The following is a 20,950-nucleotide window of genomic DNA, read 5'->3' as shown; positions in this document are numbered from 1 at the left end:
ATCAGTGACCACAGCCAGTTGGACCGACAACCAGAAGAACTTGATGCTCTTCTCCGGTCGCGCGCATCCGGAGTTGGCCGAGCAGGTCGCCAAGGAGCTCGGGATCGACGTCGTCCCGCAGACGGCTCGCGACTTCGCGAACGGCGAGATCTTCGTCCGCTTCCAGGAGTCGGTACGCGGATCCGATGCCTTCGTCCTGCAGAGCCACCCGTTCCCGCTCAACCAGTGGCTGATGGAACAGCTCATCATGATCGATGCCCTCAAGCGTGGGTCCGCGAAGCGCATCACCGCGATCGTCCCGTTCTACCCCTACGCGCGGCAGGACAAGAAGCACCGCGGCCGTGAGCCGATCTCGGCCCGCCTCGTGGCGGACCTGCTCAAGACCGCGGGCGCCGATCGCATCATCACCGTCGATCTGCACACCGACCAGATCCAGGGCTTCTTCGACGGCCCCGTCGATCACATGCACGCGCACAGCCAGCTCGCCGAGCACATCCGCGCGCGCTACAGCCTCGAGCACATCACGGTGGTCTCCCCCGATTCCGGACGCGTGCGCGTGGCCGAGAAGTGGGCCGACTCGTTCGACGGCGCGCCCCTGGCCTTCATCCACAAGACGCGAGATCCGTTGGTCCCCAACCAGGTCAAGTCGAACCGGGTGGTCGGTGACGTCGAGGGCCGCACCTGCATCCTCATCGACGACATGATCGACACCGGTGGCACCATCGCCGGCGCCGTGAAGGTCCTGAAGGCCGCCGGTGCGGGCGACGTGGTCATCGCCGCGACGCACGGTGTGCTCTCCCACCCCGCCGCCGAGCGCCTCGCCGAGTGCGGAGCCAAGGAGGTGGTGGTCACCAACACGCTGCCCATCAGCGAGGACAAGATGTTCCCGCAGCTCACGGTGCTCTCCATCGCCCCGCTGCTGGGTCGCACCATTCGCGAGGTGTTCGAGAACGGTTCCGTCACGAGCCTGTTCGACGGTTCCGCCTAGCGACCTGCCCCCGCCCTGTACGCATCCGAGTGGTGCGTACAGGGCGGGTCGGCGCACCTACCGAACGCGCGCCAGGACGAGCGCGAATCTCTCCTGCGGATCCGTCCAGAACTCGGCGACGGCGAAGCCCGCCGCGGCCAGTTCCCCGTCGATCGACGCGCGACGGAACTTCGCCGAGATCTCCGTGCGCATCTCCTCGCCCTCGGCGAAGTGCACGTCGAGATCGAGGGCTGCGACGCGCACGGTCTGCTCCCGCGTGGCACGCAGTCGCATCTCGATCCACTCGTTGCGCTCGTCCCACACCGCCACGTGCTCGAAGGCGTCGAGGTCGAAGTTCGCGTCCAGCTTCGCGTTCAGTACGGACAGCACGTTCGCGTTGAACTGCGCGGTGACTCCCGACGCGTCGTCGTAGGCGGCGATCAACGCATCGCGGTCGGTCACCAGGCCGACGCCGAGCAGCAGGTGCTCCCCGGTGTCGAGGGTCTCGGCGATCTCCCCCAGGAACGTGGCCCGTTCCTGAGGCACCATGTTCCCCAAGGTGCCGCCGAGGAACGCGATGGTGCGTCGGCCGCCTGCCGGCAGCGTGCGCAGCGTGTCGGTGAAGTCGCTGACCACGCCGTGCACGTCGAGATCCGGGTAGGCGGCGGTGATCTCGGTGATCGCGCCGTCCAACGCGGAGGGCGAGACGTCCTGCGGCACGTAGCGACGCAACGCCCCGTGTTCGGTACCCGCGGTCAGCAACAGACGGGTCTTGTCCGACGATCCCGATCCCAGCTCCACGAGCACCTCGGTCTCGGTGACCCGAGCGATGTCATCGGCGTGTTCGGCGAGCAGCGCACGTTCGGTGCGCGTGGGGAAGTACTCCTCGAGCTCGGTGATGAGCTCGAACAACTCGGATCCCCGCGCGTCGTAGAACCACTTGGGTGGCAGCCACTTCGGCGATGCGCTGAGACCGCGCAGAACGTCCTCGCGCAGCGATCGCTGCAGGTCCTGCTCGGTGATGTGGACATCGGTGGTGGACGTGGCCATGACGCTCCTGATTTCGACGGCGGTGTGCGGGGGGTCGTTAGAGGGGACTGATCTCGATCGAGCCGACAGTGGCGTGGACGAGGCTCCGATCAGGAACCGGGCGCCAGCCAGGACGGTCGTCGAGGGGTTCGGACGCGACGAGAACGGTGGTGTCGTCGGCGTACACGGAGAGGGAGTGGTAGAGCGACGTCGCCCAGATCGAGCGCCCGTCGCCGAGAAGCAGATTGAGGCGGGACGCCGGCGCGGCGGCGTCGGTCTCGCGCACGAGGTCCGCCAGCGCGGTCGCCGGGTCCCGAGTGACCAAGCGGTGCTTCAGCATCGCCCACAGCGTGGCGGAGTCGGTGGGTGCCTCGAGCCGCAACAGTGCGGCGGTCGGTACCGACTCCGCAAGAGGCGCAACGGAGTTCGGCCACCCTGTGACCACCCCGTTGTGACTGAACGCCCACCGACCGTCGACGAACGGTGCGCAGGCGGTGCGGACCACGGGCATGCCGACGGTCGCCGAGCGCACCGCCGCCACCACCGCCGTGGACCGGACCTCGCCGAGCACCTCGGTCACGGCGGGATCGGTCCACGCGGGCATCGCGTTGCGGTAGGACGACGCGAGATCGCCCGTCCACCAGGCCGCCCCGAAACCGTCGGCGTTGATGGTTCCGCCTCTGCGCATGTCGCGCGGCGCCCAGGTCTGCGTCATCAGGGACGTCGGGCCCATGGTGAAGACCTCGCCCACCGATCGCTCCGGACCGAGATACGCGAGATGTCTACACATTCGACATGTCGCGCATCTACGCCGTCGTCCCGGTGTCGCTCGCACAGCGGAATCCGGCGAAGATCTGGCGCCGGATCGGGTGATCCCAGTTGCGGAAGGTCGCCCGTACCGCAGTCTGGTCCGTACCGAACGACCCACCGCGCAGCACCTTGTAATCGCCGCCGAAGAACACCTCGGAGTACTCGGGGTACGGAAACATCTCGAACCCCGGGTACGGCTCGAAGTCCGACGACGTCCATTCCCACACGTCGCCCATCATCTGTTCGACACCGAGTGCGGACGAGCCCTCCGGGTAGGCACCGACATCGGCCGGTTCCAGATGGCGCTGGCCGAGGTTGGCGTGCCAGATCTCGGCGTCCTGATCACCCCACGGGTTGCGACGCGAGGCCCCGGTGGCCGGGTCGTACCGAGCCGCCTTCTCCCACTCCGCTTCCGTCGGAAGCCGGACCCCGGCCCACCGGGCGTAGGCGTCGGCCTCGAACCAGGACACGTGCACCACGGGCTGGGACGGCCGGACCTGGCGCCGTGCACCGAACACGCGACGGAACCAGATGCCGTCGGCGTCCCTCTCCCAGAACTGCGGCGCGGTCAGGTCCGCCTCGATCCGGTGCGCCCAGCCGCGCTCGGTCCACAACTCCTCGCGCTCGTAACCGCCGTCGGCCATGAACCGAAGATAGTCACCGTTGGTGACGGGAGCGGCATCGATGGCATAGGTGGGAACGTCGACGACGTGGGCAGGGCGCTCGTTGTCGAGGGCCCACCGATCGGTGGAGGTGCCCATCTCGAACGGCCCGCCGGGCACGACCACCGCGCATTCGCCGTCGGTGGGTACCGCGGAGGTCGGCGCGTCGGGTGCGTGGAGAACCGGTGCCCCCGAACGCAACTGGTGCGTCGCCAGCATGGTCTCGTCGTGTTGCTGCTCGTGTTGCGCCACCATGGCGAAGACGAAGCCGTTCTCGACCAGCCGGCGGTCGTCGAACGTGTTCGAGCGCAGCGCATCCCACGACCGCTCCCGAACGGTGTGGACGTACTCGCGTGCCTGCTCCGGCGTGAGCAGCGGCAGGGAGGTCCGCGAGGAACGCGAATGACGGAAGGCGTCGTAGAGATCGTCGATCCCCGGGTGGACCGGATCGGCGCCGCCCACGTCGCGCGCCAGCCAGATCTCCTCCTGGTTGCCGATGTGCGCGAGGTCCCAGACCAGCGGGCTCATCAGCGGCGAGTGCTGAGCCGTGAGCTCGTCCTCGTCGAGACAGTCCGTCAGCGCCAGGGTGCGTGCGCGGCTACGGGTCAGCAGCGCCTCGAGGTCCCGACGGAGCTCGGAGACGGAATCGGCGGCGGTCATCGAGAGTATTCCTTTCGCGATTCGGCCGACACGGCGTCGGCGGAGGAGGGAGCGAGGCCGAGGGCGCAGCGACGCACCGCGGTGGCGATGCGGTCCCGCGAGGGACCCACTGCGGTCGACGCGGCGAGGTCGAGCAGTGCGGTTGCGACACCGCGTAGTTCGGGATCGGCGAGCCCGTCCCGCGCGGCGTCCTCCCACCGGTTCTCGTGTCCCGCGGCAACGCGTCGGGCCTGCTCGGCGACGGCGTCGTCGGCCAGGAGCGCGGCGACGGCCAGTACCGGGACGTCCCAGGCCCCGTCGGGTTGCCCGTCCAGGTATCGAACCTCGAGGTGCCCGCTCGCGCGGACCAGCGGGAACAGCGTGGTGAGGTGATAGCGCAGATCGTCCGTATCGGGACGGCGACCGATCTCGTCGTCGAGCGCCCCGGACAACCAGTCGGCGAACGTGGCGTCGGGCGGCGGATCGCCGAGGCCGTCGCCGCGGCGGATGCACAGCAACGGCACGTCGAGCGCCCACCGTGCGTAGTCGGCACGCGGGTCGACTCCGAGCGGAACGCGGGTACGGGTGCGATCGAGTTCGAACCACGTGCGCATGCGCTGCGACGCCCAGTCTTCCTCCGGCACACCGCGCAGCGAGGGCGTCGTGGCGAACGCGGCGAGCAGCGCAGGCCCGACGGCGTGCAGGGTCGCCCACCGAGATCCGACCTGCTCGGCGTCCGCGCCGGCGTCGAGACTCACCTGGACCGCCGCGGTGTTGCACATCATCGCCTTGCCGAACGGTCCGAATCGGTCGAAACGCCCTTCCATCGCGCAGTACCGCGGCAGGGTCAGCAGTCGCTCCGGATCGCGGCGCTCGTCCGCCCCACCCGCGACGAGCGAGATGGACGCGGCGGCAAGCAGATCGACCAGGTCGAGGTGGTCACGGGTGAGGGCGTCGAGGACGGCCTCGGCCGACACGTCGGGGGCGCTGGAGAGTTCGAGCTGCCCGCCGGGCTCGACGGAAACGATGTTCCCGGAGCGTAGGGCGAGGGCCGGAGAGCCGTGGGTGAGAGATCGGGGGCTGTGGTCTTTCAGTGCCCCGGCGATGAGGTCGAGAGACGGGCGCGACCCGTCGGGAAGTGCGGTGAACCATTCGAGTTCGGCGCCGACGAGAGTCGGTGGGCCGAGCTTGAAACACACCCTCTTCAAGAACGTCTCCGCGGCCGGACGCGAATCCAGCACGGTGGTCTCGGCAGTCGTCTGGGCCTCGGCCGTCATGGTCGCCTCCGCTTCCCGAACCGGCGTCGTCGTTCGACCCGGTTCTCGTTTTCTACCCCTGAGCATCCGAGACTAATCGCGCGCGGTGATGCTTCGCCGGTACTGTCGTCCGCGATGACGATTTCCCTGCCCGATGCCGTCCGCGCCGACACGCCGGGGTGCCTCGACTCGGTGTTCCTCGACAGCGCCGGTTCCTCGCTTCCGCCGCGGCAGGTCGTCGATGCCGTCGTCGCCCACCTCCGTCGCGAGGCCGAGGTGGGCGGATACCGAGCCGCAGCCGAGCGAGTCGACGATCTCGCCGCGGTGAAAGAATCGATCGGCCGTCTGGTCGGAGCGAGTCCCTCGACGATCGCTCTGTCCGACAGCGCAACCCGATCCTGGTGCGACTTCTTCTACGCGATCGATCTCTCCCCCGGTGACCGCATCCTGGTCTCCACCCTGGAGTACGCGAGCAATGCGGTCGCCGTGCTGCAACGCGCCGCAGCGACCGGTGCCGTCGTGGAGGTCATGCCCGTGGACTCCTCGGGCATCGTCGACGTGGAAGCGCTCGAGAAGACGATGGACGATCGCGTCGCGGTGGTGTCGGTGGTCCACGCGCCCACCAACGGCGGCGCCCTGGCGCCCGTTCGGGCCATCACCGAGATCGCTCACCGCCACGGCGCCCTCGTTCTTCTCGACGCGTGCCAGTCGATCGGCCAGATGTCGATCGACGTCGGCGACCTCGGGGTCGACGCGATGTCGGCGACCGGGCGCAAATGGCTGCGCGGTCCACGCGGCACCGGCTTCCTGTACGTGTCCGACCGGATCCTGCAGAACGTGGAGCCTCGCTCGCTCGACCTGCACAGCGCGACGTGGACCGCACCCGATGCGTACGAGGTGGCCCCCGATGCGCGTCGCTTCGAAGTGTGGGAGAACAACATCGCGGCCCGGCTGGGTCTGGGTGTGGCGGTCGACTATCTACTGGAACTCGGAGTCGATGCGGTCGAATCCGCCGTCCGTGAGCGCGCGGAGTACCTGCGGAGCGCCCTCGCCGCCGTCGACGGCGTGACGGTGCACGATCTCGGTGAGCACCGCAGCGGCATCGTCACGTTCACCACGACTGCCGCCGATCCTGCCGTCGTGCGGTCCGAACTCCACGCTCGCGACATCTCGGTCACCGTGAGTTCGCGATCCTCGACCCGGTTGGACATGACGGACCGCGACCTCGAGGCGGTGGTGCGGATGTCACCGCACTGCTTCGTCTCGTTCGACCAACTCGACGTCGCCGTCGCCGCCGTGGCCGCACTGTAGTTCCGTTCGGTCCGCGTGAGCCGGGCCGATGCGGCCCACGGGCCACCCGTCGGGTAATGTTGCACCAGTTGTCTCGGCGAGGGTGATGCTCCGGCGTCACCGTGATCGACGCAGGCTCGGTGTCAGCCGTCCTCGTCCGTGTCCCCGCCGGGCGAGTTGTACGCCATTTGCACGCCGTCACCACAGATCTCGTAGGAGTTGCTCCACCATGGCCGACACCAATCGCATCACCGCCCTGACCCGCACCGAGTTCGGCAAGGGCGCAGCCCGTCGTACCCGTCGTGACGGAATGGTCCCCGCCGTGCTCTACGGCCACGCGACCGATCCCAAGCACCTCGCGCTGAACGCCCGCGACTTCGCGGCGATCCTGCGTAACGACGGCACCAACGCCGTCATCGAGATCGACATCGACGGCACCAAGCAGCTCGCCCTGACCAAGTCGGTCGTGGTGCACCCGGTGCGCAACAACATCGAGCACGCCGACCTGCTCGTGATCAAGAAGGGCGAGAAGGTCACCGTCGAGATCAACATCGTCGTCGAGGGCGACGCCGCCCCCGGCACCCTGGTCACCACCGACGCCAACACGGTCGAGATCGAGGTCGACGCGACCAAGATCCCCGAGCAGTTCGAGGTGTCCGTCGAAGACGCCCAGATCGGTACGCAGATCTTCGCGAGCGATCTCCAGCTGGCCGACGGCGCCGAGCTCGTCTCGGACCCGGAGACCCTGCTGGTCAACGTGGTCGAGGCGCCCACCGAAGAAGAGCTCGAGGCCGAGGGTGCGGGCGATCTCGAGTCCGAGGTCGCAGCCGAGGAAGAAGAGGCCGTCGAGGACAGCTCGGCAGCCGACGGCGTCGACGATTCCGACGCCGACGAGAAGAACGACGACAACTGACCCACCGCTCTCTGCTCCGCCTGCGGCGCGCCTCCTCTCGCGGGGAGGCGCGCCGCCGTCGTTCCCCCAGCCACGAACAGGACAACCGATGACCTCCTCGAAGACCGCACTCGTCGTCGGCCTCGGGAACCCCGGACCGAGCTACGAGCGCACCCGGCACAACGTCGGCTTCACCGTCGTCGACGCGCTCGCGGGCCGCATCGGGGCGCGCTTCTCCGCCCACAAGAAGAGCAACTCGGACGTGGTGCAGGCCCGGCTCGGTGATCGGTCCGTGGTGATCGCGAAGCCGCGCTCGTACATGAACACCTCCGGCGGTCCGGTTGCCGGCCTGGCCCGCTTCTTCTCCGTCGAGCCCGCGGACGTCGTCGTGGTGCACGACGAACTGGACGTCGACTTCGGACTGGTTCGCCTCAAGTTCGGTGGCGGCGAGGGCGGTCACAACGGTCTGCGATCCATCTCGAAGTCGTTGTCCACGAAGGACTACCTTCGCGTTCGGGTGGGCGTCGGGCGCCCGCCCGGTCGGATGGACCCCGCCGCGTACGTGCTCAAGCCGTTCGCCGCGGCCGAGCGTGACGAACTGGGGGTCGTGGTGGAAGAGGCGGCAGACGCCGTCGAGATCCTGCTGCGGCTGGGGCTCGAGGATGCGCAGAATCGCGTCCACCGCCCCTGACTCGCGGTGCGTTCGTGCGCGCGTCGCACCCGCGTATCGTGGACACTCGGGTGGGTGCAGTTCGCGCCGACCGATCCAGAAGGAAAGGCCCGTGGTGAGCACCCCGTCCGGCGACATCGAGACCGTAGAACCCGCCACCTCGACGAGCGAGCACGACTCGTCCGAGAACGCGCCCAAGAACCTGCAGGACGAGGTTCGGCGCCGGCGCACGTTCGCGGTGATCTCGCATCCCGACGCGGGCAAGTCGACGCTCACCGAGGCACTCGCGCTGCACGCCCGTCGCATCTCGGAAGCCGGTGCCGTGCACGGCAAGTCGGGCCGACGCTCGACGGTCTCCGACTGGATGGAGATGGAGAAGGCACGCGGTATCTCCGTCAGTTCCACCGCGCTGCAGTTCGACTACGGCGATCACACCATCAACCTCGTCGACACCCCCGGTCACGCCGACTTCTCCGAGGACACCTACCGCGTTCTCACCGCCGTCGACGCCGCGGTGATGCTCATCGACGCGGCCAAGGGACTCGAGCCGCAGACCCTCAAGCTCTTCCAGGTCTGCCGCCACCGCGGCATCCCGGTGATCACCGTGATCAACAAGTGGGACCGTCCGGGGCAGACGCCGTTGGAACTGCTCGACGAGATCGACGAGCGCATCGGCCTCACCCCCACTCCCCTCTACTGGCCCGTGGGCATCGCGGGAGACTTCCACGGGCTGTTGGACGTGGCGAACGATCGGTACGTCCGGTTCACCCGAACCGCCGGCGGCGCCACCATCGCCCCCGAGGAGTACCTGGACGCCGACGCGGCGGCCGCGCGCGAGGGCGACGATTGGACCACCGCGGTCGAGGAGAGCGAACTGCTGATCGAGAGCGGCCAGCAGCACGACGAGGAGGCCTTCCTCGCCGGGCGCACCTCGCCCGTCATCTTCGCGTCGGCCATCCTCAACTTCGGCGTGCACCAGATCCTCGACACCCTGGTCTCCTTCGCCCCACCGCCCGGCCCGCGCCCCGACGTGGCGGGCAGCGATCGTCAGGTGACCGATCCGTTCAGCGCCGTGGTGTTCAAGGTCCAGGCCGGGATGGACACCGCGCACCGGGATCGCCTCGCGTTCATGCGCGTCGTCTCCGGGGTCTTCGAGCGCGGAATGGTGGTGACGCACGCTCAGACCGGCAAACCGTTCACCACGAAGTACGCGCTCACCGTGTTCGGTCGCGAGCGGACCACGGTCGAGCACGCCTACCCCGGTGACGTGGTCGGGTTGGTCAACGCCACGGCGCTGGCCCCGGGCCACACGCTCTACGCGGACCGCAAGGTGGAGTTTCCGCCCATTCCGTCGTTCGCGCCGGAGCACTTCTCCGTGCTGCGGGCGGAGAGCCAGGGCAAGTACAAGCAGTTCCGGCGAGCCGTGGAACAGATGGATCAGGAAGGCGTCGTGCAGATTCTGCGCAACGACATCCGCGGCGATGCGTCCCCGGTCCTCGCGGCCGTCGGGCCGATGCAGTTCGAGGTGGTGGCCGCCCGCATGAAGTCGGAGTTCGGTGTGGAGGCCCGGATGGATCCGCTGGGGTACTCGATCGCTCGGCGTACGGACGCGGAGTCCGCGGACGAGCTCGGTCGTCAGCGCGGCGTGGAGGTCTTCACGCGCACCGACGGCGCACTGCTCGCCCTCGTCTCCGACCGGTGGCGGCTGCAGTACATCCAGAAAGAGATGCCGACGCTCACACTCGAGCCCTTGGTCGCGGCAGCGGACTGAACAGGACCCAGAACCTTACCGGCGAGTAGGGACTGCACATAAGGGCATCGCGCTCGCTTTTGGTGCATTTAACAACAACTCGGTTTTGATCACGGAACTGTCTCGTTCTCGTGATAGTTTTCCGACAGTCGAAACGAACTCCAGGTTTGTTGTGAGTATCGTCAGAGACGTCCATTACGTGACGAATCGAGGAGTTGTCCGCGCATGAACGACGGATCCAGTGGGCCTCTTGCGGGCGTCAAGATCGGCAAAGCACCCGCCCACAGGTCTACCAGGACACCTTCTTCAGTTCCCAAGCAGCCGAGTGAGGTCGACATGACAACCAGTGACCAGATTTCCGAGCACGCGTTGCCGGGCGGCAGCTCCGCCACCAACGGGTCGTCCAGCGGCAGCAGCTTCGCGTCGGGCCGGCACCCCAGCCCGGATCGCCGCACCGCGATGGGCATCGCCTCCATCCGCATCGCCGGTCGCCTGACCCAGAACGAGCTCACGAGCCGCGACACCCGCCCCATGGATTCGTCCACGGGACCGGACGAGCTGCTGCAGCTCCTCGGGGAGTACCTCACCTCGGGTGGGCTTGCGAGCCCCGAACTTCACGTCCGGTCCAACGGCACCACCGTGGTACTCGATCTTCAGAATCCCGCCAAGGGATTCCGCTGATCGACGCTCCACCCTGCACACACGAGAAAGCCCCCGGTGAACGAACACCGGGGGCTTTCTCGTGGGCGTGACGACCCGTGGAACGGCGAACGGCCCGAGACCCGTGAGGGTCTCGGGCCGCAGCCGAATCACAACCGATCAGTCACGCTGATCAGAGATGAGAAGTGATCAGGCCGGGGGCATGAGCACGGTGTCGATGAGGTACACGGTGGCGTTGGCGGTCTGGACGCCACCGCACACCACGTTGGAGTTGTCGTTGATGACGATGTTGTCGCCATCGGCGGAGACGTTGACGGCCTGGCCCTCGACGGTGGTCTGCTCGCCGTCGATGTCGGCGGGCGCGATCTGGCCCGGGACGACGTGGTAGGTCAGGATCTGCGTGAGCAGCTCCGAGTCGGTGGAGAGGGTCTCCAGCGTTGCGGCGTCGAGCTTCGCGAACGCGTCGTCGGTCGGCGCGAAGACGGTGAACTCGTCACCGTTCAGCGTGTCGACCAGGTTGACGTCCGGGTTCAGCTGGCCCGAGACCGCAGCGGTCAGGGTGGTCAGGAGGGGGTTGTTCGACGCGGCGGTGGCGACCGGGTCGGCGGCCATGCCGCTGACCGAGCCTGCGCCGTCGGGAACGGTCTCGGCGTAGTCGGCGCAGCCGGGTCCGACGAGGTTCGCGGCGGGGTCGGCCATGCCGGACTCCATCGAGGTGGTCTCCTCGTCCGAGCTCATGGCCTCGGAGGTCATCTCTTCCATGGTGGTGGCGGCGTCGTCCGTGGTGGTCGTGTCAGCGTCGTCCGACGAGCAGGCCGACAGGCCGAGAAGTGCAACCGAAGCGAATCCGATTGCCATTGCACTCTTGTTCTTGGTGACGCTCATTGAAGAATCCTCCTTGGTGCGGAACCGATTTTGTGGCGTGTCGCAGGTGATGATTACCGGCGACTGTCGGTTGTGTCATCCAGCATTCGGATCAACCGCTCGGGGGGGATTGGTGTCGACCGGGACCAAAACCCCGTCCGCCTCGAATCGGACGAGTCGGACATGGCATAAACCCTGGTACAGCCCCGAACCGGTTCGGAAAAAAATTTCCTCATTCTCGCGAATCCGTACGCGTGGGACCCACGTGTGCGGGAAGATCCGCCGGCGAGCACGCTTCCTCGGTGGCCGTGAACCACCCCGTGTAGCGGAACAGGCTGCCCAGCAGACGACCGCGGACCTCGATGTCGATGCAGTGCCGCTGGCTCTTCTCGTCCCACCACTCCCGCCCGACGGTTTCCGCCGATACGGGCGCGGGCAGACGCACCGATCCCTTCGGCGCGAGGAACCGGGGGACGCCGCTGACCAACCGCAGACCACCGTCGGGATCGGCGCTGCAGCGGGTGTGCACCACCATGTCCGGACCCGATCCGATGTAGTCCAGGGCCCCGCGCGAACCCACGGACATGACCGAATCCAGCCGGACCTCCCGCCCGGGGAACTGGAAACGGCGAACGAACGCCAGCGTCTCGCGCCCCAGATCGTCCACGTAGGCGTAGTTGGCGATGGTGAAGGGAACGTCCACACCGGTCTCGGACGGGATCATCCGGCGCCGCCCACCGATCCAGCGGGCGGGCGCGGGTACCAATTTCGACGCGCTGATGGACTCCATCACGCCGGTCCCGAACTGGGCGACGTTGTCCTCGGCCCCGAAACCGAAACGCCACTGGACCTTGGGGTGCAGTTTCTCGAACTCCGAACCCATCACGTCACGAACCACGGATGTCATGGCACCTGTCCTCTTCTCACGGCTGTCCGCGACGACCGCGGATCCTCCAGCGGGATTCGGCGCGACGCCCGGTCCGGGGTCAACCCAGCTCTTCGGCGAGCTCCATCCACCGTTCCTCGACCGTGTTCTTCTCGTCCACCACGGTGAGGAGTTCGGCGTTGAGCTTCGCCAGTGCGGTGGGGTCGGTCGACGATTCCGCCAGCGACGCGTGCAGCGCCTTCTCGCGGTCGTCCAACTTCATCAGCGACCGCTCGAGGCTCTTGAGCTCCTTGCGAGAAGCCCGCTCGTCCGCACCGCCCTTGGCGCTCGCCGGTCGCGCGGGACCGGACGACATTCCGGGGGCCGCACCGTCGTCGGCGGCAGCGATGCGGGCACGTCGACGCAGGTACTCGTCGATCCCGCCGGGAAGGTTGGTGAGCTTCCCGTCGCCGAACAGCGCCCACGTGGAGTCGCAGACACGCTCGATGAGATACCGGTCGTGACTGATGACCACCATGGTGCCGGCCCAGCCGTCGAGCAGATCCTCGAGTTGCTGCAGGGTGTCGATGTCGAGGTCGTTGGTGGGCTCGTCGAGCAGCAGCACGTTCGGCTCGCTCATCAGCACCCGGGTCAGCTGCAGTCGGCGTCGTTCGCCACCGGACAGATCCCCCACCGGAGTGCGCTGACGAGCCGGGGTGAAGCCCAACCTCTCGGCCAGCTGACCCGCGGAGATCTCCTTGTCCCCCAGGGTGATGCGCTCCGCGACTTCCTGTACGGCCTCGAGCACCCGCATCTTCACCGGCAGATCGTCCAACTCCTGCTTGAGCCAGCCGATGCGTACGGTCTGTCCTTCTATTCTCTTGCCCGACGCGGGCTGCAGTTCCCCGGCGATGGTCCGGAGCAACGTGGTCTTGCCGGATCCGTTGACTCCGACGAGGCCGATGCGCTCCCCCGGCGCGAGACGCCAGGTCAGATCCTCGACGAGCACGCGACCGTCGGGCGTGGACAGCGAGGCGTCCTCGAGCTCGATCACCACGCGCCCGAGGCGCGTCTGCGCGAAGCGCGCCAGCGCGACCGAGTCACGAGGGGCCGGGACGTCGGAGATCAGGGCCTCCGCGGCCTCGATGCGGTACTTCGGCTTGGACGTACGCGCGGGCGGGCCGCGGCGCAGCCACGCCAGTTCCTTGCGCGCGAGGTTGCGGCGACGATCCTCCGCGGCGTCGGCCTGGCGGGAGCGCTCGGCGCGGGCGAAGATCCAGTCGCCGTATCCACCCTCGTAGGACTCGACGTTGCCGCCGACCACCTCCCAGGTGCGGTTGGCGACGGTGTCGAGGAACCACCGATCGTGGGTCACGACCACCAGCGACGAGCGTCGGGACACCAGGTGCTCGGCCAGCCACTGCACGCCCTCGACGTCGAGGTGGTTGGTGGGCTCGTCGAGCACCAACAGGTCGAGGTCCTGGACCAACGCGGCCGCGAGGGCGGTGCGTCGGCGTTCCCCACCGGACAGCTGCTCCACCGGGGCGTCGAGCCCGAGCCCGGTGATCCCGATGCCGTCGAGCACGGTTCGGATACGGGAGTTGCCCGCCCACTCGTGCTCGGCCACGTCGAGGGGGGCGAGCACCACGTCGCCGATGGTGGATCCGGGCGGCAGGACGCCGCGCTGGGTGACGACGGCCATGCGCAACCCGCCGACACGGCTCACGCGCCCGGAATCCGGGGGCTCGACGCCCGCGAGAACCTCGAGCATCGTGGTCTTGCCCCCGCCGTTGAGGCCGACGACGCCGATGCGCTCGTTCTCCTGCACACCGAGCGAGACGCCTTCGAGCAGCGGCTTCACCCCGAACGATTTGGAGACCTGCTCCAGGTTGATCAAATTTGCCATCAGTGTTGTCTCCGGTCCTTCTTCTCTACGATGCGTGCGCCGGCGACCGGGCCGCTCGCGACACGAACGGTGCGGCAGACGCCGGCACCGGATAGTTCGGCTCCCACCGCGGCCGCGTCGTCCGCGGAGGCGCACAGGAAGGCGCACGTGGGCCCCGATCCCGACACGATGCCCGCGAGGGCGCCCGCTTCCGTTCCGGCTCGCAGGGTGCGGCGCAGACCCGGCTCCAGCGACAACGCCGCCGCTTGCAGATCGTTACCGAGCACCGGCCCCAGTCGCGCCGGGTCACCCGACGCCAGGGCCTGCATCAGCGCGTCGGCGTCACCGACGCGCGGCGGGTCGCCGCGCTCGCGCAGACGATCGAGCTCTCGGAACACCGCGGGCGTCGACAGACCGCCCTTGGCCAGGGCCAGGACCCAGTGGAAGGTGTCGCGCGCGAGGACGGGGAGGAGCTTCTCGCCACGACCGGTTCCGACGGCCGTGCCGCCGCCGATGACGAAGGGGACGTCGCTGCCCAACCGTGCCGCGAACGCCTGCATGTCGGATCGGGACAGGCCCAGCTCCCACAGAGAGTCGAGCGCGACGATGGTGGCCGCGGCGTCGGCACTGCCGCCGGCCATCCCGCCGGCCACCGGGATGCCCTTGTCGATGGTGATAGCGACGAGGGGCGCGCGACCGGCGGCCTCGGCCACCATCTCGGCCGCCTTCCACACCAGGTTCGATCCGTCGGTGGGAACGGAGGCCGCGTCGTCGCCGCGCACCGTCACGGACAGCCGGTCCGCCGCGGCGACCGACACGTCGTCGGAGAGCGAGAGGGCCTGGAAGACCGTGGTGAGGTCGTGATACCCGTCGGGACGCAGGTCACCCACGGCGAGATGCAGGTTGACCTTGGACGGGGCCCGCACGGTGACCGGGGGCGGAAGGGCGGTGAGCACGGGTTCCGAGTCTATCGGCTCCGGGCCGTCGTCTCGGACCGTGGACCGTCGGCGCCGAGGCGTGACCTCCGCTCCGACGCGTCGAGCGCCTCTACTGCGCCGTCTCGGCCAGACGCACGAACGCGGACACGTCGAGGGTCTCCCCTCGCGCGGACGGATCGATGTCGGCGGCTCGCAGTCTGCGCTCGGCGTCGGCCGGCGAACCGGCCCACCCGGCGAGGGCGGCCCGCAGCGTTTTCCGGCGCTGCGCGAACGCCGCGTCGACGACGGTGAACAGTCGGCGGCGAGCGTCCTCGTCCATCGACCACGCGGGATCCGGGTGCCGGTCGATGCGCACCAGGCCGGACTCCACCTGCGGTACCGGCCAGAAGACACTGCGGCCCACCGCACCGGCGCGGCGCACCTCGCCGAAGTAGGCGGCCTTCACGCTCGGCACGCCGTAGACCTTGCTGCCGGGCGGGGCCGCCAACCGGTCGGCGACCTCGGACTGCACCATCACCAGGGCGGTGCGCAGCGTGGGAATCAGCGCGAGCAGATGCAGCAGCACCGGCACGGCGACGTTGTAGGGCAGATTGGCCACGAGCGCGGTGGGGGCACCGGGAACATCGCCCGCCCGCACGCGCAACGCGTCGGCCTCGACCACGGTGAGGCGACTCGCCCGCGAGCCCGCACGCTCCGCGACGGTACGTGGAAGCCGTTGCGAGAGAACGGGATCGATTTCCACGGCCACCACGGAGTCCACCACGTCGAGCAGAGCCAGGGTCAGCGAACCCAGACCGGGACCGACTTCGAGCACGGTGTCGTCGGCGCCCACTCCCGCGGCGACGACGATGCGTCGCACGGTGTTCGCGTCGTGCACGAAGTTCTGACCCAGCGTCTTGGTGGGGCGAACCCCGATCTCCGCCGCCAGGGCGCGAACCTCGGCCGGACCGAGGAGCGAAACGTTGTCGGACACCGGTAGAGACTATCCGGCCTCGGGCGAGCGCCCGGACGTCAGCGCAGGCCGAGTCGGCTGGTGCAGGACGGCCACGCGCCCCACCCCTGACTCTGCTGGGTGATCGTCGCGATGGCGATCTGCTCCTCGCGGGTCGCGAGGTCGGCGCGCGGTGCGTACTTCAGACCGCCCTGGCGTTCCCAGGTGTTCTGATCGAACTGCACACCGCCGTAGTAGCCGTTGCCGGTGTTGATGGACCAGTTGCCCGTGGCCTCGCACTGCGCGAGCGCATCCCAGATGGCGCCGTTCTCGACCGGCGGAACCTCGGTCTGGGGCTTGGATCCGACGCGCACGACCTTGGGTACCGGCGGGGTCAGGACCTTGGTGGCCATCAACGTCCGACCGACCTCGACGCCGTTGACCCTCTTCACCGAGTACAGCGCATTCTGCTCACCGGGCGCACCGGCGGATTCCTCGACCGTCACGCTCTGGTTCATCGTCGGGTCCTCGACACGCTCGTCCGGTGCCGGGACGGGCTCGGTGAGCGCGACGCTCTCGACCGTGGTGCGCGTGACGGTGATGGTCTGGCCGTCGGCGAGCGGGGTGTCCGCGGCGGGTTCGACGATGTCGGCCGGGGCGAGCGGAGCGCCGGCCGACTCGAGCAGGTCCGCGACGGTGGGAGCGGCGAGGCGCATCGGGGTGGGCTCGGACGCCCCGTCGACCAGGGTGACCGCCTTCGGCAGCACCACGTCGAGGGAAGCGCCGGCGAGCGGGATCTCGGTGGACGTGGGCTCGTCGACGTGCACGTCCGGTGCGATGCCGAGCTCGCCCATGGCCTCGTCGACCGTCGCCGCGGTGGTCCACACGGTGGAGGATTCCCCGTCGACGGTGAGGGCGACTTCGCGGGCGCGCTTGAGCACGACGGTCTCGCCGTCGGTCAGCGGGGCGTCGATGGCGGGCTCCACGACGTCGCGGTCCCCGGTCTCGTACCCGGCGGCCTCCAGGGCGCCGCGGACGTCGGACGTCATCGTCGACAACTGGACTTCCTGGCCGTCCACGGCGACCGTCACGGTCTTGTGCTGCGCCACGGCAACCGACGCACCGATGACGAGCGTGGCGAGCAGAGCGGCGACCACCACGTACAGCAGACGCGAGCGCGCGGAGTTCAGTCGGGCTACGTGCGACATGCGTTCTTCTCACTGACGAGCACTGGTGGATCCCTCACTGCGGTACTGGGACGCCGATCGAGGTCACGATTCGTGACCTTCGGCGAAGACAACGGTCACGATACGGTAACGGGCGTACCCGTCGATCAGCAACTTCGCCTGCTGGAGGTGGCGCGAAAGTCGCCGTCGTGTGATGTGCTCGTACGGCGGGTACAGCGGATACGAGTCGATGGACCGGTCGCCCGCACCGGCGTTCACCGCGACGACCACCACGACCGAAAAGGCAGCGTTCATGAGCGACGACCACGAGATCATGCAGAAGATCGTTGCGAAGATCGACGCGCAACTGGGGCGCCGAACCGAGGGGCTGCAGGACGAGGTACCCCCCGGCGCCAGCACGCAGGAGGACGACGGAGAGCGCGGACCGCTCGGACGGGACTACCACCTGGCCGGCAAGTACGCGCAGGCTCTGGCCATCAACGAGCCCTCCGTCATCGACCGCGCCGAGTTCGACCGGTTGGTCGAGGAGTACGGCGACTGACCGCTGTACGGAACCAGTGAGGGGCACCCTCGGTCGCGCGGACGGACCGAGGGTGCCCCTCACTCGTGTCCGGCGCGGCAGCAATGAGACGACATCGTTACCTCGTAGCGCTAACGAAACGAGCGTGACCGGCGACACACCGAGCAGAACGTCGGGTCTGTAGCGAGGAGTGCCGGTGGCCAGTGGATCGAAAACCGTCGTGTCCGTCGTTGCGGCCTCGTGCGCCATTGTCCTCGGTGCGTGCGGAACGACGGAGGGAACCGCAGTGAGCGCCCCCGTCGAGCCGTCGTCCAGCGCAGCGGTGGCCTCGACGACCGCCCCTCCCATCGTCCCCGCGCCGAACAGCATCGATTCTGCTGAGTCCAACGGTGCAGGCGACGCGACGAGTGACGCACCGGCGCAGCCCGTTCCTTGCGTCGACCCCGATTCGCCGATGGTGGCTGATGCGGTCGCGAGCCTGGGCCTCGATCAGTGGGGCGGCACCTTCGCGATCGACGACCACACGCCGGGTACCAGCGACGAGGGATGCCCGGAATTCGAATGGGCTCGCGCGACCGCCACCGGGAGCGGCCATGTCACCGTCACGTCCCACATTCTCTTCTTCCACAACAGCGGCCGGTACTTGGGCACGGCCACCTCCGACGCCTACAGCTACACCTCGGTGATCGGAGCCTCGGACACCGCGGTGCAGGTTCTCTACCGATGGCTCGACTCCGACGACGCGTTCTGCTGCCCGTCGAACGAGTCCGTCGTGGACTTCGAATGGGACGGAACGTCGGTGACGCCCTACGGCGAATTTCCCCCACCTCAGGAGTGACCGGCCGGCCGGAGCTACAGCCGCAGATAGATCTCGGTGTTGATCTTCTCCGCCGCCGCCTGCAGTCTCGAGCGACCCTTCGCGCTCTCGGTGATGCCGACGACCGCGTCGATGAGTTCCGCGTCGTCGTTGCGCTCCCGCAACCCGGCGGCGATCCATTCCATCCGCTCGACGAAGGCCGGATCGAGATGATGCGATCGAACGGTGGCCGGACTCACGTCGGTGGACAGAGTCTCGCTCCGTCCGCCGGCGATGCGCAGACACAGCGCCGTGGAGATGCACTTGAGGCACGCGCCGCAGTTGTAGGTGTCGGGAAGATCCTGATGGCAGACCCGTAGATTGTTCAGTGCGGCAGGGTAATCCGCCAGCTCGGCGATCTTGGTCGGACGCCACGGATCGTCGTCGTCGTGCACGATCCTCACCCGTTCCGACGACCACAACGGATCCAGATGGGGATGCGATCCGCGGATGACCGTGGTCGGCGGACTGCTGGGCACCACCACGGCCGCCAGAACCGGGCTCAACGCGAGCGCGACGTGTGCGAGCGCCGGGCCGTGGTAGATCCGCCCCCAGGGCACCCGCAACGGGTCGCTCACCGACCGCACCGTGGTGCGCACCACGATCAGTTCCTTCCCCAGCTCGTCGGCGGCACGACGGGCGCGGTCGACGGCCAGGCGTGCGGCCGAACTCTCGGGGTCCGCGATGTCGAACCCCAGCACGAAGATCAGGTGAGTGACCTCGTCGCCGTGTTTGCGCACGGCGTGGAACGAATCGACGCCCAGACTGAAGAAGCACCCCACGCCGCGACCGTCCCGCGCTGCGGGCAATACCGACGACGCCTAGAGCCGTTCGACCATGAGCGGGACCGCGTCGACCTCGGGAAACCATGACGCCAACAGCGTGACCGCCGCGGCTGCACCGGCCCGCTGCGCCCGATCGACGGCCGGTGAGACGTCCGCACCGGCCCGAAGATCGAGCGACGTGGCCATCCGGGCCGCGATGGGATGAATCGCCGGCACCCAGGGCGCCGTTCCCGTGTCCAACTCGACGTCCGCGCTGGTCTCCATCGTCCACGAGCCGCGGGCGGTGTCGAGGACGGCGGCAATGGCTGTGTCACTGCGCTTCTCGACGCGAGCGGTCATCGGATAGCGGCGGCGGGCCAATGTGCGCACGGACGTAGAACCTCTCGAAAGTGCCGGTCGACGCCCCCGCGAGTCGAACTGTCGGGAGAATGAATACCACAGCGATCCGACCGGTTTGTCGGAACTGTCCGCGGCGCCCGTCCCACGCCGAGTGAGGGTGCCGTTCGGTCCGTCTCGGGAGGTGAGGGTGCCCCTGACTTCGAGTGGCGCGGGCCCCACCCCGAGTGAGGGTGCCGTTCGGTCCGTCTCGGGAGGTGAGGGTGCCCCTGACTCCGAGCGGCGCGGGCGCGGCGCACCCCGGCGCCGCTCACTAGCGCCCGTACACCCGCTCCGCGGTGGCCGTGGCGAGCGCCGCGATCTCCTCCGGCGTCTGGCCGCGCGCCTCGGCCAGAGCGCGGGCGGTGTACGGGAGGCAGTACGGCTCGTTGGGCGCACCGCGATACGGGTGCGGGGTGAGGAAGGGCGCGTCGGTCTCGAGCAGGAACAGATGGTCCGGAACCATGGTCGCGGCCTCGCGCAGTTCGTGGGAGTTCTTGAAGCTGACCGTCCCCGAGAAGCTCAGTACGTACCCGTTGTCCACACACACCTGCGCCATCTCCGGACCCGACGAGAAGCAGTGGAAGATCACCGTCTCCGGCGCGCCCTCGTCGAGGAGCACCTGCAGGACGTCGTGATCGGCCTCGCGGTTGTGGATCATCAGGGGCTTGCCGACGCGTTTCGCCAGGTCGATGTGCCACCGGAAGCCCTCGACCTGATCCTCGACGTCGGCGCAGCCGTCGAGCTTGCCGGGCCAGTAGTAGTCGAGGCCGGTCTCCCCCACCGCGACGGTGCGCGGATCGCGGGAGAGCCGTTCGATCTCGGCCTTGACCTCCTCGGTGAGCACGTTCGCCCGAGTCGGGTGGATGGCCGTCGCAGCCCGCACGCGGGAATCCCAGTGCGCGGCGTCGACCGCGAATCGGGCGGCGTCGAGATCGTCGGCCACCGTGACCGCCCGCCCGACGCCCACCGATTGCGCTCGGTCCATCAGGGCGGTGACGGACGCGGCGTCGGTCGCGCCGCACGCATCGAGGTGGGTGTGCGCATCGACGAGCGGGGCCAGCGGGGTGGGCAGGTCCGGAGCCGGACGGGTTCGGGGCTGCTTGGGGGCGGGCGTGG

22 protein-coding genes are annotated in these 20,950 nt (G+C 68.6%); 8 read left to right on the top strand and 14 right to left on the bottom strand.

The genetic code is table 11. The features are described from left to right. The first annotated feature begins 4 nt into the window (after window positions 1-4). Entirely contained in the window at window positions 5-988 is a 984-nt protein-coding gene (locus ACY466_RS07155; RefSeq protein ID WP_463251051.1) for a ribose-phosphate diphosphokinase, read from the top strand. Between the two features lie 57 nt (window positions 989-1,045). On the opposite strand, the gene egtD is transcribed toward ACY466_RS07155, so the two are convergent. Genes egtD through egtA form a run of 4 tightly spaced genes read right to left on the bottom strand, consistent with a single transcriptional unit; the run spans window position 1,046 to window position 5,384 of the window. After that, window positions 1,046-2,017, bottom strand: a complete 972-nt coding sequence (gene egtD / locus ACY466_RS07150; RefSeq protein WP_463251049.1) for an L-histidine N(alpha)-methyltransferase — start codon at window positions 2,015-2,017, stop codon at window positions 1,046-1,048. Between the two features lie 37 nt (window positions 2,018-2,054). After that, window positions 2,055-2,786: an ergothioneine biosynthesis protein EgtC gene (egtC, locus tag ACY466_RS07145; protein ID WP_463251048.1), complete on the bottom strand. Its 732-nt coding sequence runs from the start codon at window positions 2,784-2,786 to the stop codon at window positions 2,055-2,057. A gap of 16 nt (window positions 2,787-2,802) precedes the next feature. Further along, the gene (egtB, locus tag ACY466_RS07140; protein ID WP_463251046.1) at window positions 2,803-4,128 is read right to left on the bottom strand and encodes an ergothioneine biosynthesis protein EgtB; all 1,326 of its coding nucleotides are present in this window, start codon (window positions 4,126-4,128) and stop codon (window positions 2,803-2,805) included. After that, window positions 4,125-5,384 carry an ergothioneine biosynthesis glutamate--cysteine ligase EgtA gene (gene egtA / locus ACY466_RS07135; RefSeq protein ID WP_463251044.1) on the bottom strand — a complete coding sequence of 420 codons (1,260 nt, stop codon included), beginning with the start codon at window positions 5,382-5,384 and terminating at the stop codon, window positions 4,125-4,127. Before egtA ends, egtB begins: the two co-directional genes overlap by 4 nt. Before the next feature lie 114 nt (window positions 5,385-5,498). Between egtA and ACY466_RS07130 the strand changes: the two genes are divergently transcribed. The 5 genes from ACY466_RS07130 (at window position 5,499) to ACY466_RS07110 (ending at window position 10,646) form a co-directional block, all read left to right on the top strand. Next, the gene (locus tag ACY466_RS07130; RefSeq protein WP_463251042.1) at window positions 5,499-6,674 is read left to right on the top strand and encodes an aminotransferase class V-fold PLP-dependent enzyme; all 1,176 of its coding nucleotides are present in this window, start codon (window positions 5,499-5,501) and stop codon (window positions 6,672-6,674) included. A 208-nt stretch (window positions 6,675-6,882) separates the two neighbouring features. Continuing rightward, window positions 6,883-7,566, top strand: coding sequence for a 50S ribosomal protein L25/general stress protein Ctc (locus ACY466_RS07125; RefSeq protein ID WP_463251040.1), 684 nt, complete (start codon window positions 6,883-6,885; stop codon window positions 7,564-7,566). An 88-nt stretch (window positions 7,567-7,654) separates the two neighbouring features. Further along, window positions 7,655-8,236 (top strand): aminoacyl-tRNA hydrolase, encoded by a 582-nt coding sequence (pth, locus tag ACY466_RS07120; protein ID WP_463251039.1) that lies wholly within the window; start codon window positions 7,655-7,657, stop codon window positions 8,234-8,236. Window positions 8,237-8,330: 94 nt separating this feature from the next. Next, entirely contained in the window at window positions 8,331-9,986 is a 1,656-nt protein-coding gene (locus ACY466_RS07115) for a peptide chain release factor 3 (protein ID WP_463251037.1), read from the top strand. A 315-nt stretch (window positions 9,987-10,301) separates the two neighbouring features. Next, window positions 10,302-10,646: a hypothetical protein gene (locus tag ACY466_RS07110; protein ID WP_463251035.1), complete on the top strand. Its 345-nt coding sequence runs from the start codon at window positions 10,302-10,304 to the stop codon at window positions 10,644-10,646. 168 nt (window positions 10,647-10,814) lie between these two features. Here ACY466_RS07110 and ACY466_RS07105 read toward each other — a convergent pair whose 3' ends face one another. The 7 genes from ACY466_RS07105 to ACY466_RS07075 all read right to left on the bottom strand — a co-directional run bounded on the left by ACY466_RS07105 (window position 10,815) and on the right by ACY466_RS07075 (window position 17,589). Next, window positions 10,815-11,510, bottom strand: coding sequence for a fasciclin domain-containing protein (locus ACY466_RS07105; RefSeq protein WP_463251033.1), 696 nt, complete (start codon window positions 11,508-11,510; stop codon window positions 10,815-10,817). 211 nt (window positions 11,511-11,721) lie between these two features. Beyond that, a complete protein-coding gene (locus ACY466_RS07100; RefSeq protein WP_463251031.1) occupies window positions 11,722-12,396 on the bottom strand; it encodes a DUF4166 domain-containing protein in 675 nt (224 codons plus the stop codon). Window positions 12,397-12,475: 79 nt separating this feature from the next. Beyond that, window positions 12,476-14,260: an ABC-F family ATP-binding cassette domain-containing protein gene (locus ACY466_RS07095; RefSeq protein WP_463251029.1), complete on the bottom strand. Its 1,785-nt coding sequence runs from the start codon at window positions 14,258-14,260 to the stop codon at window positions 12,476-12,478. Beyond that, window positions 14,260-15,195 (bottom strand): 4-(cytidine 5'-diphospho)-2-C-methyl-D-erythritol kinase, encoded by a 936-nt coding sequence (locus tag ACY466_RS07090; protein WP_463251027.1) that lies wholly within the window; start codon window positions 15,193-15,195, stop codon window positions 14,260-14,262. The genes ACY466_RS07095 and ACY466_RS07090 overlap by 1 nt, the downstream gene beginning before the upstream one ends. Window positions 15,196-15,286: 91 nt before the next feature. Next, the gene (gene rsmA, locus ACY466_RS07085) at window positions 15,287-16,150 is read right to left on the bottom strand and encodes a 16S rRNA (adenine(1518)-N(6)/adenine(1519)-N(6))-dimethyltransferase RsmA (RefSeq protein ID WP_463251026.1); all 864 of its coding nucleotides are present in this window, start codon (window positions 16,148-16,150) and stop codon (window positions 15,287-15,289) included. Window positions 16,151-16,188: 38 nt separating this feature from the next. After that, the gene (locus tag ACY466_RS07080) at window positions 16,189-17,316 is read right to left on the bottom strand and encodes a transglycosylase family protein (RefSeq protein WP_463251024.1); all 1,128 of its coding nucleotides are present in this window, start codon (window positions 17,314-17,316) and stop codon (window positions 16,189-16,191) included. A 63-nt stretch (window positions 17,317-17,379) separates the two neighbouring features. Then, entirely contained in the window at window positions 17,380-17,589 is a 210-nt protein-coding gene (locus ACY466_RS07075; protein ID WP_463251023.1) for a hypothetical protein, read from the bottom strand. Here ACY466_RS07075 and ACY466_RS07070 point away from each other — a divergent pair. Beyond that, complete coding sequence (locus tag ACY466_RS07070; RefSeq protein WP_463251021.1) at window positions 17,588-17,836, top strand: modification methylase HgiDII; 249 nt, start codon at window positions 17,588-17,590, stop codon at window positions 17,834-17,836. The genes ACY466_RS07075 and ACY466_RS07070 overlap by 2 nt on opposite strands. A 433-nt stretch (window positions 17,837-18,269) precedes the next feature. Continuing rightward, on the top strand, window positions 18,270-18,653 hold the full coding sequence (locus tag ACY466_RS07065) for an LppP/LprE family lipoprotein (RefSeq protein WP_463251020.1): 384 nt from the start codon (window positions 18,270-18,272) through the stop codon (window positions 18,651-18,653). 14 nt (window positions 18,654-18,667) lie between these two features. Here the strand turns inward: ACY466_RS07065 and ACY466_RS07060 are convergent, their stop codons facing one another. The 3 genes from ACY466_RS07060 to ACY466_RS07050 all read right to left on the bottom strand — a co-directional run bounded on the left by ACY466_RS07060 (window position 18,668) and on the right by ACY466_RS07050 (window position 20,906). Next, window positions 18,668-19,453 (bottom strand): hypothetical protein, encoded by a 786-nt coding sequence (locus tag ACY466_RS07060; RefSeq protein WP_463251018.1) that lies wholly within the window; start codon window positions 19,451-19,453, stop codon window positions 18,668-18,670. A gap of 39 nt (window positions 19,454-19,492) precedes the next feature. Further along, complete coding sequence (locus ACY466_RS07055; RefSeq protein ID WP_463251017.1) at window positions 19,493-19,825, bottom strand: hypothetical protein; 333 nt, start codon at window positions 19,823-19,825, stop codon at window positions 19,493-19,495. Between the two features lie 280 nt (window positions 19,826-20,105). Beyond that, window positions 20,106-20,906, bottom strand: coding sequence for a TatD family hydrolase (locus ACY466_RS07050; RefSeq protein ID WP_463252168.1), 801 nt, complete (start codon window positions 20,904-20,906; stop codon window positions 20,106-20,108). Window positions 20,907-20,950: the final 44 nt, after the last annotated feature.

It is taken from the genome of Rhodococcus sp. K11/5 (assembly GCF_055193735.1).
Note: the sequence above shows the minus strand (reverse complement) of the source record. Positions and strands in the feature narration are given on the sequence as shown.

What these genes read in the sequence shown, in the direction of transcription:
- egtD (WP_463251049.1), bottom strand. Translation starts at nt 2,017, where the DNA reads ATGGCCACGTCCACCACCGATGTCCACATCACCGAGCAGGACCTGCAG.
- egtC (WP_463251048.1), bottom strand. Translation starts at nt 2,786, where the DNA reads ATGTGTAGACATCTCGCGTATCTCGGTCCGGAGCGATCGGTGGGCGAG.
- egtB (WP_463251046.1), bottom strand. Translation starts at nt 4,128, where the DNA reads ATGACCGCCGCCGATTCCGTCTCCGAGCTCCGTCGGGACCTCGAGGCG.
- egtA (WP_463251044.1), bottom strand. Translation starts at nt 5,384, where the DNA reads ATGACGGCCGAGGCCCAGACGACTGCCGAGACCACCGTGCTGGATTCG.
- ACY466_RS07130 (WP_463251042.1), top strand. Translation starts at nt 5,499, where the DNA reads ATGACGATTTCCCTGCCCGATGCCGTCCGCGCCGACACGCCGGGGTGC.
- ACY466_RS07125 (WP_463251040.1), top strand. Translation starts at nt 6,883, where the DNA reads ATGGCCGACACCAATCGCATCACCGCCCTGACCCGCACCGAGTTCGGC.
- pth (WP_463251039.1), top strand. Translation starts at nt 7,655, where the DNA reads ATGACCTCCTCGAAGACCGCACTCGTCGTCGGCCTCGGGAACCCCGGA.
- ACY466_RS07110 (WP_463251035.1), top strand. Translation starts at nt 10,302, where the DNA reads ATGACAACCAGTGACCAGATTTCCGAGCACGCGTTGCCGGGCGGCAGC.
- ACY466_RS07105 (WP_463251033.1), bottom strand. Translation starts at nt 11,510, where the DNA reads ATGAGCGTCACCAAGAACAAGAGTGCAATGGCAATCGGATTCGCTTCG.
- ACY466_RS07100 (WP_463251031.1), bottom strand. Translation starts at nt 12,396, where the DNA reads ATGACATCCGTGGTTCGTGACGTGATGGGTTCGGAGTTCGAGAAACTG.
- ACY466_RS07095 (WP_463251029.1), bottom strand. Translation starts at nt 14,260, where the DNA reads ATGGCAAATTTGATCAACCTGGAGCAGGTCTCCAAATCGTTCGGGGTG.
- ACY466_RS07080 (WP_463251024.1), bottom strand. Translation starts at nt 17,316, where the DNA reads ATGTCGCACGTAGCCCGACTGAACTCCGCGCGCTCGCGTCTGCTGTAC.
- ACY466_RS07070 (WP_463251021.1), top strand. Translation starts at nt 17,588, where the DNA reads ATGAGCGACGACCACGAGATCATGCAGAAGATCGTTGCGAAGATCGAC.
- ACY466_RS07075 (WP_463251023.1), bottom strand. Translation starts at nt 17,589, where the DNA reads ATGAACGCTGCCTTTTCGGTCGTGGTGGTCGTCGCGGTGAACGCCGGT.
- ACY466_RS07065 (WP_463251020.1), top strand. Translation starts at nt 18,270, where the DNA reads ATGGTGGCTGATGCGGTCGCGAGCCTGGGCCTCGATCAGTGGGGCGGC.